Source organism: Sulfurovum sp. (genome assembly GCF_041551015.1).
In the GTDB taxonomy this organism is placed as follows: Bacteria; Campylobacterota; Campylobacteria; order Campylobacterales; family Sulfurovaceae; genus Sulfurovum.
Genome location: NZ_JBFENQ010000039.1, coordinates 1 through 12,905 on the forward strand (window position 1 = coordinate 1; position 12,905 = coordinate 12,905).

At 36.0% G+C, this 12,905-nt stretch carries 16 protein-coding genes and 1 pseudogene; 7 read left to right on the forward strand and 10 right to left on the reverse strand.

Annotated features, from left to right (window positions below):
* The 8 genes and pseudogenes from ABZC96_RS03955 to ABZC96_RS03990 form a co-directional block, all read right to left on the reverse strand.
* A pseudogene (locus tag ABZC96_RS03955) lies at positions 1 to 100 on the reverse strand (4Fe-4S dicluster domain-containing protein); the annotation flags it as partial.
* Positions 101 to 297: 197 nt separating this feature from the next.
* Positions 298 to 1,284 (reverse strand): sensor histidine kinase, encoded by a 987-nt coding sequence (locus ABZC96_RS03960; protein ID WP_373029243.1) that lies wholly within the window; start codon positions 1,282 to 1,284, stop codon positions 298 to 300.
* A 44-nt stretch (positions 1,285 to 1,328) separates the two neighbouring features.
* Positions 1,329 to 1,832, reverse strand: coding sequence for a DUF255 domain-containing protein (locus ABZC96_RS03965; protein WP_373029244.1), 504 nt, complete (start codon positions 1,830 to 1,832; stop codon positions 1,329 to 1,331).
* Positions 1,833 to 1,841: 9 nt separating this feature from the next.
* Positions 1,842 to 2,231 carry a thioredoxin family protein gene (locus tag ABZC96_RS03970; protein WP_373029245.1) on the reverse strand — a complete coding sequence of 130 codons (390 nt, stop codon included), beginning with the start codon at positions 2,229 to 2,231 and terminating at the stop codon, positions 1,842 to 1,844.
* 8 nt (positions 2,232 to 2,239) lie between these two features.
* Positions 2,240 to 3,337, reverse strand: coding sequence for a succinyl-diaminopimelate desuccinylase (gene dapE / locus ABZC96_RS03975; protein ID WP_373029246.1), 1,098 nt, complete (start codon positions 3,335 to 3,337; stop codon positions 2,240 to 2,242).
* Between the two features lie 6 nt (positions 3,338 to 3,343).
* Complete coding sequence (locus ABZC96_RS03980) at positions 3,344 to 3,892, reverse strand: YqiA/YcfP family alpha/beta fold hydrolase (RefSeq protein WP_373029247.1); 549 nt, start codon at positions 3,890 to 3,892, stop codon at positions 3,344 to 3,346.
* 1 nt (position 3,893) lies between these two features.
* Positions 3,894 to 4,238, reverse strand: a complete 345-nt coding sequence (locus ABZC96_RS03985) for a rhodanese-like domain-containing protein (protein WP_373029248.1) — start codon at positions 4,236 to 4,238, stop codon at positions 3,894 to 3,896.
* Between the two features lie 84 nt (positions 4,239 to 4,322).
* A complete protein-coding gene (locus ABZC96_RS03990) occupies positions 4,323 to 4,664 on the reverse strand; it encodes a ferredoxin-thioredoxin reductase catalytic domain-containing protein (protein ID WP_373029249.1) in 342 nt (113 codons plus the stop codon).
* Positions 4,665 to 4,771: 107 nt separating this feature from the next.
* Between ABZC96_RS03990 and gatC the strand changes: the two genes are divergently transcribed.
* The 6 genes from gatC (at position 4,772) to lysS (ending at position 9,423) form a co-directional block, all read left to right on the forward strand.
* The gene (gene gatC, locus ABZC96_RS03995; RefSeq protein ID WP_373029251.1) at positions 4,772 to 5,062 is read left to right on the forward strand and encodes an Asp-tRNA(Asn)/Glu-tRNA(Gln) amidotransferase subunit GatC; all 291 of its coding nucleotides are present in this window, start codon (positions 4,772 to 4,774) and stop codon (positions 5,060 to 5,062) included.
* 9 nt (positions 5,063 to 5,071) lie between these two features.
* Positions 5,072 to 5,413, forward strand: coding sequence for an arsenate reductase family protein (locus ABZC96_RS04000; protein ID WP_373029253.1), 342 nt, complete (start codon positions 5,072 to 5,074; stop codon positions 5,411 to 5,413).
* Between the two features lie 14 nt (positions 5,414 to 5,427).
* The gene (locus ABZC96_RS04005) at positions 5,428 to 6,486 is read left to right on the forward strand and encodes a type IV pilus twitching motility protein PilT (protein ID WP_373029255.1); all 1,059 of its coding nucleotides are present in this window, start codon (positions 5,428 to 5,430) and stop codon (positions 6,484 to 6,486) included.
* A 108-nt stretch (positions 6,487 to 6,594) separates the two neighbouring features.
* Complete coding sequence (locus ABZC96_RS04010; RefSeq protein ID WP_373029257.1) at positions 6,595 to 7,230, forward strand: CvpA family protein; 636 nt, start codon at positions 6,595 to 6,597, stop codon at positions 7,228 to 7,230.
* 8 nt (positions 7,231 to 7,238) lie between these two features.
* A complete protein-coding gene (locus tag ABZC96_RS04015) occupies positions 7,239 to 7,676 on the forward strand; it encodes a Fur family transcriptional regulator (protein WP_373029258.1) in 438 nt (145 codons plus the stop codon).
* A gap of 94 nt (positions 7,677 to 7,770) precedes the next feature.
* Positions 7,771 to 9,423 carry a lysine--tRNA ligase gene (gene lysS / locus ABZC96_RS04020; RefSeq protein WP_373029259.1) on the forward strand — a complete coding sequence of 551 codons (1,653 nt, stop codon included), beginning with the start codon at positions 7,771 to 7,773 and terminating at the stop codon, positions 9,421 to 9,423.
* Positions 9,424 to 9,445: 22 nt separating this feature from the next.
* Here lysS and ABZC96_RS04025 read toward each other — a convergent pair whose 3' ends face one another.
* Both ABZC96_RS04025 and ABZC96_RS04030 read right to left on the reverse strand, forming a co-directional pair.
* Positions 9,446 to 11,089 (reverse strand): protein phosphatase 2C domain-containing protein, encoded by a 1,644-nt coding sequence (locus tag ABZC96_RS04025; protein WP_373029260.1) that lies wholly within the window; start codon positions 11,087 to 11,089, stop codon positions 9,446 to 9,448.
* Between the two features lie 108 nt (positions 11,090 to 11,197).
* Positions 11,198 to 12,478 (reverse strand): nitrate/nitrite transporter, encoded by a 1,281-nt coding sequence (locus ABZC96_RS04030; RefSeq protein WP_373029261.1) that lies wholly within the window; start codon positions 12,476 to 12,478, stop codon positions 11,198 to 11,200.
* Between the two features lie 229 nt (positions 12,479 to 12,707).
* Between ABZC96_RS04030 and ABZC96_RS04035 the strand changes: the two genes are divergently transcribed.
* The coding region (locus ABZC96_RS04035) for an NAD(P)-dependent oxidoreductase (protein WP_373029262.1) at positions 12,708 to 12,905 on the forward strand (198 nt) is incomplete at its 3' end.

The following is a 12,905-nucleotide window of genomic DNA, read 5'->3' on the forward strand; positions in this document are numbered from 1 at the left end:
GCCAAGTACTCAATGGAACTTCATTTTCCACTTTACAAGCAATCTCACAACCTTTACAACCCATACATAGGTTAAGGTCAACTAAGAAACCTAATTTCATGCTTCCTCCTTAAATTTAGCTAATCTTATAATTATTATAAGCACCCATTAATCCTCGCAGACCTAGGGTAAACGCATAGATTATATTATAAAAGTTTGGATTAAAATGCGGTTATTTGATTAAAGAAACTTTTAGTTTTTAGGTTGATGTGTCAAAAGGAAATTTAATGCATCAAAATAGTTGAAGACTATCATCAATTAAATATGAAAAGAAAACGTAGACCCTTTCTCTTCTTCACTCTCTATCTCTAATTCTGTACCATGTAAGGCTAGGATACTCTTAACGATAGAGAGCCCTAGGCCCATAGAATTATCCCAACTGTGTGTACCTGAGCGATAAAACTTTTTGGTTACTTTTGAAATGTCAGAAGTGGAGATACCGGTACCTTTATCTATCACAGATACTTTACCAGCATCTATCTTTACCACGACTTCATCTTTAGAGTATTTTAGTGCATTTTCCATCAGGTTTTTTAATACTATCTCCAAGAGTGTACGATCAGCATCAACCATATATCTACTCCCTTCTAAAACAATTTCTCTCTGCGGGTATTTCTCTTCTAAAGCTGTTTTGACCTCATTCGCCAAAGCATAAAGATCAAAATTACTTGGATGTAATGTTGCTTCACCACTTTCAAATTTATTCCATAAAACAAGTCTACTGAGGAGTGCCTCTATTTTTATTCCATTATTATAGATCTTACCAAGAAATTTTTCTTGTAATGCCTGAGGAATCTCTTTATCATCTTCCAATGTTTGCGCATATCCCATAATAGAAGCAATAGGGTTACGAAACTCATGAGCAATTGCCGATATCATGTCTGCACGCTGACGATTTTTAAGTTTAAGTTTCGCATTATATCGTTGCTTGATCTCTTCACGTTTTTTGGCACTGTCAAGTACTTTAATAAGATTTTGATTGATGTCTTCAAACTCTTGAGTAAAAAAGTGAGCTTTGTAGTCTATCTTATCTGTTTTATCAAGATTTTCTAAGTATCTATTGATAAGTTGCAGTTCTTTTTGCATACGATTAGCCCCACGCTTTATTGCATAAATAAACATTGAAAAACCAAATATTAAAAGCCCAATCGAAGTAAAGGCAATATTGTTATCAGGGATAAAAGTTAAAAAAAGAATGCTGAAAATAATGCTTGTAGCCACAGCCAATGTGACTAACCTTGCCATAATATATTCAGTAAAATGAGGGCGTCTATACATAGTTTAAATACCTAATTATCTTCTTCAATCTCGTCAAGATAGCCTAAAAAATCTTCTGTGACAAAATAACCGATCACAGATTCAAAAAGCTCTTGATCTGGCTGCATGAAATAAAAGCTTGGAATAGCCCCAGTGAAATCTTCAATACGTTTAGCAGTTTTTTTATCTGATCTTTGTACTTTCAGTAAAATATAGGATTGTAATTTATCTTGTACATTTTGGTCAGATAATGCACCTTTTTTCATTTTTGTACACCATTTACATCTTGGGTCTTCTACCATGATCATGACATTTTTATTCTCATTTTTTGCACGTTCAAAAGCATGATCCATATCTGTTTCCCAAATAAGTTTCTCAAAGGCTCCAAGTGTTTCTTCTTTTTTTTGCATACTTTGGATCGTTTCATGTTTTTGACTTTTTGAAGTACTTATCTTCACTGGTTTTGTTTTTTCTTCACCACATCCAGAAAGTAGAAACAGAGAAAAAAAGATAATACTTGATAGGATTATTTTCATATTTAACACTTATTTTGACTTTTGTTCTACACTGTTGATATAAGAGATAAAATCTTCCACATCATAATAACCTATCACTTCTTCCATAACTTCTTTATTTTCTTTCATAAAGAAAATAGTAGGTACTCCTTTTACCCGTGGCAATACTGACATAGCAGAAGGGTCTTCTCTCATTACTTTGACTACAACAAAGTTTTCAAGTCTTTTCTCTACGCTCTCATCCGACAAAGTACGGTATTTCATTTTTTTACACCATCTACAGTTTTCACCCTCTACCAAGACCATCATATTTTTTTGTTCTTTTTTTGCTAATACAAATGCTGTATCTATATCTTTTACCCATTCTACCGAAAAGAGCGTACTTGAAAGAAGTAAGAGTCCTAATACTATTTTGTTCATATTGATCCTTAATTAAAATGTTTCACCATATCTTTAAATACAGCACAAAGCGCTTCTACTTCTTCAATGGATGTTCTTTCATTCGGTGCATGAATAGTATCATTTATCACACCGAACTCTACAACATCAATACCAAATGCTCCCATAAATCTTGCGTCACTGGTACCACCGGCAGTGGAAAGTTTTGTTTCGAGTCCTGTAATATTTTTGATGCTTGAAGAGAGTTTCTTTACTATCTTTGAATCTCTTTTGGTAACAAATGGGTATGAACCCTGTGTCAATTCCAAACTATAATCTAAGCCGTCAAAACATTTGGCTATGTGGAGTTTAACCTCTTCTTGTGTAGTTTTAGTGGAGTTACGTACATTAAACATCATTTTTAGTGTCCCCGGTGTAACATTGGTCACTTCCATTCCTGCCCGTATATCGGTAATCACCATTTGACTAGGAGCAAAATCATCATCACCATTGTCCAGGTCTACCCCTGCAATTTTCTCTAAAACAGTAGCTATTTGATGTACCGGATTGATCGCTTTTTCAGGGTAGGCAGCATGCCCTTGCTTTCCATTTAAAGTTAAATATCCGTTAATAGAACCTCGTCTTCCAATCTTAATGGCATCACCAAAAGTCTTCTCACACGTTGGCTCTGCAACAATGCAGTAATCTGGCAAAAAGCCTATCTCTTTGAGGTGCTTAAGCATCACAACCGTACCATATTTGCCTTCACCTTCCTCATCAGAAGTAAGCAGTACAGAGAGTGTTCCCTCAAAATGTTCAATATCTTTACAGGTTTGTACAAAAGCAGCCACACCGCTTTTCATATCTTGTGTACCACGGGCATAAATATTGCCCTCTTTAATCACAGGAATAAAGGGATTTGTTTCCCAACCGTGACCTGCAGGAACCACATCTACATGTCCTGCAAAACAAAGATGCGGTCCATCTGCGAATTTTTTACTTAACATCAGGTTTTTAACACCCTCTTTGTTTACATAGATAGCTTCATAATCATCAAGATACTCTTCAATGAACTTTAACGATCCTGCATCATCCGGTGTCAAAGATTCACAACTCAACAGTTTAAGCAATAGGTCAACTACATTCATTCAGACTCATTTATTTATAAATTTTTCTACCATTGAGAGATACTCATCTAGATTCTCAAAACGGTGATTTCCACCATACTCAACGACAATTCTGTGTTTATTATAGAGAGATTGTGCTTTAGTGTAATCTAATACTTCATCCCCGCTTTGTAAAAGAAGTAAATATCTACCTTTTTGGGGAGCTGATTGTAACATTTTGAGTTGTTCGAGATAAACCGGCTTGAATTCAAATACCTCTTCATCACAAAAACGTTTTTGCCACCCTGTATATGCAGCCAATGTTTCCCATGGTTGGGTCGATGGATTAAGAAGTATCGCTTTCATACCGTGTTTTTCAGCTAAAATGGTTGCATAATATCCGCCTAACGATGAACCGATCAAACTGTCAATTTTTGTAGATCCTAAAATCTCTTCAATCATTTCGATGGCATCAATCGGGGAAGGTGGAAGATCCGGTGCGATAACATTATCTGCACCAAAATAAGATTTAAGGAGTAAAGATTTATTCCCTTCTCCGCAAGATGCAAAACCATGAAGATAGAGGATTTTAGACATGTTATTTTTCTATTTCACCATAATAGGTCACAATACCGCCAAAATGGTTTAATACTCCTGTATGACCATTTTGCTTAAATACATGTTGTACCTGTCCACTTCTACTTCCTGTACGGCAAGTAAAGATGACTTTTTTCTCTTTGGTCTCATTAAAAATTTCTTGTGCCCATTGTTGAAAAGAAGTCGTCGGTTTAAGCATGTCCACACCTTTAATATGTCCCATGTTATATTCCATATCTTCTCTTACATCAATCAAAAGGAAGTCTACCATTCCTTCTTCTCTTGCTTCCAATAAAGTATGGAGTTCTTCTGAGTTGATGTCATCTTTTTCAAGTAAAGTTTGCATGTTATTATCTCCTGACATTAAAATAATCGAGTATTATAGTCAATCAATATTATAACCTGCTGTTAACTTAAAAATATTTTTTACTTAATTATGTGTTGCTCTGTATTCAGGTGTACAGAAAATTTGGCAATGACACACACCATCTTCAGGAATCTCTTTCTCTATGGCAGGTTTACATGGACAGATTCTGTCATCAGTACTTTTGAATTTTCCAGGTTTTGACTCATCTGGTTCAACCATATAGCAAGGACAAAATCTTTTACCATAAAGTAATTTATGACGTGCAAGTCCCATGGTCACACCTTCATTAACATCTTCATTACTGTTATAAACCCAACCTTTACTTTCACATACTTTATCTGTAAAGTTTTTTGTTTTTTCCAATTCTGCTTTAAATTCTTCAGAATTCATATCTAATTGTTGCATACTTTATATCCTTATACATCATTTTATGTTGTAGTTATATCTTAAACTAAATTAATATATAATAAGAGAGGTTATAATATGAATTATAAATAAGAAGAAGGCGCAGTATGCAAATAGATAACACCGTTTTAGCTAAACTTGAAAAACTCTCTCACCTAAAGATCGATGATTCAAAAAAAGAAGAGGTCATAGAGCAACTTTCAGGTATCCTTAATTACGTAGATAATCTTAATGAACTTGACACAGATGCGTTGGACCCTTCATTTTCAACACTTGATGGTGGTACCCCTTTAAGAGAAGATACTCCCAGAGAAGCAAATAACATCGCAAAAGATATCTTGTCTCATGCGCCTCAAGGTAAAGATGATTTCTTTATCGTACCAGCAATTATAGAGTAAATTAGATACATGTTAAAAATTTACGGTATAAAAAACTGTGACAGTGTCAGAAAGGCAATTAAATATCTTAAATCCCATGAGATAGATTACGAATTTATAGATTTTCGTGAAACTCCAGTAGATCAAAATACTATAACCTCATGGTTAAAACATACCGATATACAGACCCTCTTCAATACTAGAGGTACTACCTACCGAACATTGAAACTCAAAGAACTTTCTCTCACAGATCAAGATAAACAACTATGGCTCTCAAAAGAGAACATGCTTATTAAACGACCGGTTATTGAACTTGATAAGAAGGTGATAGTTGGGTATAATGAGTCTCAATATCTAGAAAATATACACTAAATAAAAGGATAATCATGGCTGCTTTTGATATCAAAAAACTGCTTCAAAGTGTTGTTACACATGGCGCATCAGACCTCCACCTCGTAAGTCGTACTGAACCACAAATAAGACTTGACGGTGTACTTAAACCCGTAAACCTTCCTACACTTACAGGGGAAGATATTGAGGAAATGTGTTATTCGCTTATCACAGAAAAGCAAAAACAGCACTTTGAAGAGCATGATGAACTTGACTTCGCACTTCTACTTCCTGGTATAGGACGATTCAGAGCGAACTACTATCGTACATTGGGTGATACTGCTGCGGCCTTCAGGATCATTCCTATTGATGTACCCTCACTTGATGACCTGGGTGCTCCCGAAGTCTATAAAAAACTTATAAAGAGAGAAAAAGGACTTATTTTGGTAACTGGACCAACAGGTTCTGGTAAATCTACAACACTAGCCGCAATGCTCAATGAGATCAACCTTCACGAGCAAAAACACATCGTTACAGTTGAGGATCCTGTGGAATTTATCCACCAAAACAAAAAATGTGTTTTTTCCCATAGAGGTGTAGGTGAAGATACTTCGTCTTTTGCAGTAGCACTTAAATATGCCATGCGTCAAGATCCTGACATCATACTCATCGGGGAAATGAGAGATAAAGAAACGATAGAAGCTGGACTTACTGCGGCTGAAACAGGGCACCTTGTATTTGGTACACTGCATACTTCTTCAGCACCTGGAACTATCAACCGTATTATCGATGTGTTTACCGGGGATGAACAACCACAGATCAGGGCTATGATCGCTTCTTCTTTGGTTGCAGTTATCGCACAGGCACTTCTTCCTAAGTTGGGGGGTGGTCGTGTAGCTGCTTCAGAGATCCTGGTAACCAATCACGCTATTTCAAACCTCATACGTGAAGATAAAGTGCACCAGATATATTCACAAATGCAACTAGGTCAAGGTGATACCGGAATGCAAACACAAACACAAGCGCTGCTTAAATTCCTAAATGATGGGAAGATAAGTCGTGACATTGCTTTACAATATGCCAACAGACCATCTGAACTTTCTGGAAAAATATAATCTTGACAAAAATATCTCTAAAAGCATATTTAGAGATATTTAGAGATATATAGATACAATACGCAAAAATTATAGTAAAAAACAAGGGATAATGATATGGATTTTTCAATGGAAAATTTTTCAATGATGGACTTTAATTACTTTGATGTCACGATTTCAGCCATCATACTGATATTGGGGATCAAAGGTTTTATGCAGGGATTTATCAAAGAAGTGTTTGGTCTTCTAGGTCTTGTAGGCGGGGTCTACTTTGCCTCTAGACTTTCTGATAGAGCTGCTACATTTATTGATACGAACTTTTTACACTTAGACAATCCATCATTGTTGAAACTGATTGGTTTCCTTGCAATTTTAATAGTCATTTGGGTTAGTGCTACCATCCTTGGTACTATCTTTTCAAAACTTACAAGTGAAAGTGGTTTAGGTTTTCTCAATCGTCTTTTTGGTTTCATTGCAGGAGGAGGAAAGTATTTCCTTATTTTTGCACTGATCGTGACTGCTTTATCAAATGTAACACTGATAAAAGACAACTTAGAAAAATATGTCAATGATTCTATTCTTTACCCATATCTTAGAGAAGCGGGGTCATACCTTATTAATCTTGACACATCTGCTATGGGTTTAACTGTCTCTGATACAGCAGAGGCTACAACTCCTGCAGATATAAATGCTTCAGTTGAAACGAATATTTCAATTGAGACAAGTGCTTCGATAACTGAAACCAATAACACTACAAAAAACTAAGGTCCGGTATGATTGAATATTCTCTACTTTTAGAAAAACTCCAAACGCTTCTAAAAGAAAACTCACTGAAGTTCACCAAACAACGTGAACTTGTATTAAAGTTCCTTTATGAAAATGATGGACACTTTACACCTGAGGATATTTATACTTTACTTAAAGAGCAGTACCCTGAAGTAAATATCGGTATTGCTACTGTATATCGTACGCTTACACTACTTGAGACGTCACATATCGCTAGTTCTATCTCCTTTGGTGTACAAGGGAAAAAGTATGAACTTGGACTTAAAAAACACCATGATCACCTTATATGTACAAAATGTGGTGCAATTATAGAATTTTTCGATGAGACAATAGAAAAGAGACAAGAAGAGATAGCCCAAAAATACAACTTTCACATGACAGACCATACGATGAAGATCATAGGTCTTTGTGAAAATTGTCAATAATCAAACTTAACACGTTCATAAAACACAACGTTAAAAATAGTCTATAGAGAAACTCTAGAGACATTCAATAATTAGAATAAAAACAGGAGACAGCTTGATATTTGAAAATCAATATATTCAAGAACGAATCAAAAAAACCGAGAAGCTAAGAGAAGAAGGTATCAACCCTTACCCTAACCAAATACAAAAAGGAACCCCTTCTACACAGTTTTTAGAAGAGTGTGCTTATATCAAAGAGCAAGAAAGTGATGAGAAAAAAGATGAGAACAGAACCTACTCACTCACAGGTAGACTCAAGTTTATTCGTATCATGGGAAAAGCTGCTTTTGCAAAAATGGAAGATGCAGAAGGTTTAGTTCAGATCTATTATAATAGAGATGAACTTCCGGAAGGTTTTTATAACAATGTAGCAAAGAAACTCTTTGAGGTCGGAGATATCATCGAAGCAACTGGGTATCCATTCGTTACACAAACGGGTGAACTCACCCTTCACTGTAAAGATATGAAAATCGTTTCTAAAGCTATCTCTCCACTGCCTGAAAAATTCCATGGACTACAAGATCATGAGATTAGATATAGACAACGTTACCTTGATATGATCATGAATCCGGATGTCAAAAAGAATTTTGTTATGAGATCCAAGATCGTTTCAATGGTAAGAAGATTTTTTGAAGAAAAGGAATTTCTAGAGGTTGAAACACCTATGATGCACCCTATCCCTGGCGGTGCAAATGCAAAACCATTTATCACACATCATAATGCTTTGGATGTAGAGCGTTATCTGAGAATCGCACCTGAACTTTACCTCAAACGTCTTATCGTTGGTGGGATGGAAGCCGTTTTTGAGATAAACAGGAACTTTAGAAATGAGGGAATGGACCATACCCATAACCCTGAATTTACGATGATAGAGTTTTACTGGGCATACAAAACATACATCGAACTCATGGAGATCACGGAAGAGTTATTTGATTACCTCTTTGATAACCTTGGTCTTGAAAGAAAGTTGCCTTATGGTGAAGTAGAGATAGATTTTGCAACACCATTTGCGAAAATACCGTACATCGAGTCACTCACAAGCATAGGTGGTGTACCGTCAGATGTTACTACAGATAAAGAAAAGGCATTGGCTTATCTGAAAGAACACAATGTCAAAGTAGATCCCAACCTTACATTAGGTTACCTGCAGGCTGAACTCTTTGATGAATTTGTTGAAGGGAAGCTCATCAACCCTACTTTTATCACAGATTTCCCTGTGGATATCTCGCCACTTGCAAGAAGAAGTGATGATAATCCAGATATTGCAGAGCGTTTTGAGCTTTTCATGGCTGGTAAAGAGATAGCCAACGGTTTCTCTGAGCTCAATGACCCTATCGATCAATATGAGAGATTTAAGGGACAAGTGGATGCCAAGGAAGCAACTGGAGATGATGAGGCAATGCATATGGATACTGACTATGTAAAAGCACTTAGCTACGGTATGACACCGACAGCTGGTGAGGGTATCGGTATAGACAGACTTGTCATGATGCTGACCAACCAACACAGTATCCGTGATGTACTTTTATTCCCAGCAATGAAACCGGAAGTGCCAAGAGAAGAACTTGCACCTATCTGTGCAGTTGAGAATAAATGTAAAAAATGCGGTAATGAAAATATAGATGAACTTAAACCTGCTAAAAAAGGAAAGGGTATGTTCTGTATAGATGTAGCTGCATGTAAACAAAGACTGCAAGAGAAAAGTTAATACCTCTTGCATCCTATTTTATCTAAAACCAAAACATCTGTACAAAATTCAGCAAAAACATTGTAATAAATCCTACTTTATAAACCATCATTTCATTACGTTCTATAAACGAAATATTTTTATCAAAATAAGGTTTTACCTTCTCTGGGTTACTCACTTCATACTGCATCTCTGAGTAGTTACTGTAACGTTTATCTGTATCGGTATCAAGAGCTCTTAAAATAATACTCTCCAACCATGCAGGTATTTTAGGATTCAGTTTACTTGGTGCTTTGATACTTTTTTCAAAAGAGGGGTTTTGAAAAGGTTCTATCTCTCCAAATGGAAACTTTTGTGTGAGTACTTCATAAAGTGTTACACCTATGGCATAGATTTCAGTTTGCTCATTTACTGGTGCTTGTTTGAAACGTTCTGGTGCCAAGTATGAAGGTGTACCCGCCCGTGTGACATTGGAGTAAGCTTCAGTAATACTCCCGAAATCCACCATTTTAAATACCAATTTACCTTTACGTTCAGTCAGTATGATGTTTTCAGGCTTGATATCACCATGCACTAAATCATATTTCATCAAAAAATGTGACATTTTGAGCAAAAAACAAGCCAATTCAACACTCAAGTCTACAGAGAGCGATTTTTTTGCACTGTACTCTTTAAGTGTTTGACCTTCTATAAAACTCATAATATAGTAGCGATGAGTACGATTTTTCGGAATGACTGCTTTTGGGAAAAACCCTGCTTTAAGTCTCTTTGCCATCCACACTTCTTTTACAAAGAGGTCAAGCATGATCTCATCATTCATCGCTTCATAGGGTACGAACTTCATTACATACTTGAATCCTCGTTTTTCACAAAGCCAAGTACGTTCATTTTGAATCAGTGGTTTGAGTAGTATATAGCCATCGATGACTTCACCCACTTTATAACTTTCATGTATGATGAGATCACTTTGTTTTAGTCTAAGTCTGGGGTCAACTTCATTAATTTCAAGCACTATGGCAGTGGTATCGTCAGGGAGGTTATCATCATATAACTTACTTGCTTTTTTAACTAAAAAAGAAGCACCCATTTTCATACCTGAACTAAGTTCCTCCTCCGCCAGTTCATTATAGAGTCCATCACTACAAAGAAGTATCTTATCACCTGATAAAAGATTATTTTCAAAATAGTATGGCGAGACACTCTCCTCTAGCCCCATAGCTGCCATCAGTACATTTTCCATACCCTCTTCATCCATAGAATGATCTTCGGAGAGTCTCGTAAGCTGTTCATCTCCATCGATGTTACGATGTAAGTATATACGGCTGTCTCCCACATTGGCACCATATAACCTGTCACCTTCTATCACGACTAGCGCAAGTGTAGTAACAAGTTCTTCACGATCATACTCTGCCATAGATTCAAGATAGAGTACTCTGTTAATATTCTCAATAAAATGTTTTATAGACTTTTCCATCGTCCAGCTTTTAGGTCTATTTTTAAGAGAATTGATTAAAAAATTAGTAGTGTGTCTGGCTGCTTGTGCACCTTGAAGTGCAGATCCTACTCCATCACAGACAACAGCAACAGTGATATTCTCCATCACCTTCACTTCAAAAAAATCATCCCCTTTGAGCTGTGTACCTTTAGCAAGTGTGAGTCCCGATGTTTCTATGTTTTGTTTTGACATAAATTGCCTTTATGATTATTCTAAAGTATATGATAAAAATTATGACATAATTTAAAATACAGGATCATCAGCATGACAGTGATGTCATGCTATATAGAGGGAGTATGATTAGATCATGCCACCTGCTTTCACACCCCAAGTTGTTCTCCATCTGGTCTTCACAAGTGAGATACCTGCGATCGCGACTAGTACAACAACTGCAAATATCATGAATCCTGCAGTATATCCATCAAAAGCACCTTTAGACCAACCAAGGGTCTTGATCAATGCTGTACCACCAAGACCACCAGCTGCACCGATAATACCAGTCATGATACCAATGTCCTTACCAAATCTTTGTGGAACAAGTTGGAATACCGCTCCATTTGCCATACCAAGGTTTGCCATGATGAGGAAAAGAACCACTATTGCTAACCAAAATGGTAATGACATTGTAGCATTTACTACAGCCAGTGTTGCAACCGTACCAAAGAAAATATATAGTGATTTAATACCACCCATTTTATCTGCAACTGCACCACCTATAGGTCTAAGTACTGCACCAGCAAAAATACACAGTGCCCCAAAATAACCTGCAACTACTTTAACATTGCCTTCATTCAATACATCAAGTCCAAAAGCACTCATGTCTACTTGATATGTGTTCATTAAATACACTTTCATATATCCTGCAAAACCTACAAACCCACCAAAACTTACTGCATAGAAAAGGTTAAACCACCACGTATCTTTATCTTTAAGAAGTTTTCCATAATCAGAGAGTTTTTTAGGTCTAGCTTTATAAACAGATTCTGGTGCATTTTTAGCGATAAATGCATACGCAATCCACACTACAATAGCCATGACTGCACCTACACCAAATACAGATGACCATCCCCATAATTCCGCAATTTTAGGTGCAAACAAGAAGTCAATAACTACACCGATATTTCCCGCTCCGGCTATACCAAGAACGATACCTTGAGACTTTGGCGGATACCATTGTCCTGCCTGTGGAAGTGCCACAGCGAAAGAAGCTCCAGCAAATCCAAGACCGAGTGCAACGATAAGAAGTACATTATAAGTGATACTATCACCTAAAAAATATGCTGTTAACAATGCAGCAATTACAATACTCTGTGAAAGTAATGCTGTCAGTTTAGCACCAAGTTTATCTACCCCAAATCCTAATAAAATTCTTAAAAATGCTCCCGCTAAAATTGGAAGTGAAAGTAAAGTTGCTTTCTCTCCCGCTGTCATAATATGACCACCAAGTGCTAAAGCCTCAGAAATTTCTGTACTAAGTGGACCTAACATGGTCCACACCATAAAACTCATATCAAAATATAAAAAAGCCATGAACAACGTTGGTGTGTGTCCTTGTCCTTTTAATGCTTTAAATCCTGCCATTTTTTCTCCTTAAGATAAATATTGTGTGAAGTATACAACGATAGGATAGTGTAGATGAGACATTATATGATTAATTTTTAATCAATTAATTTTACTTCTACATAGGCTTTTATTTATAGTATTGTTTTCTTATTTATTTATAATTGGTTAAAAAATAAACAATTATAACCTATCTGTCTATATTTTATGAGCTATAATAATTTCAATTATAAAGAGGATGAACACAAAGATGAAACAAAGAAAAACTTTACCCATATTACTGAAGGAACAACATATTCTTTTAATAGGTGGTGGAAATATCGCATTACAAAAAGCAGAAGTATTGGCAGAGAACAATATCTCTTTTTCTGTCATATCTAAAGAAGTACATCCTAAGATAAAAGAACTTTGTTCGAATATACAAATAAAATCTTTCAAAACAAAAGAC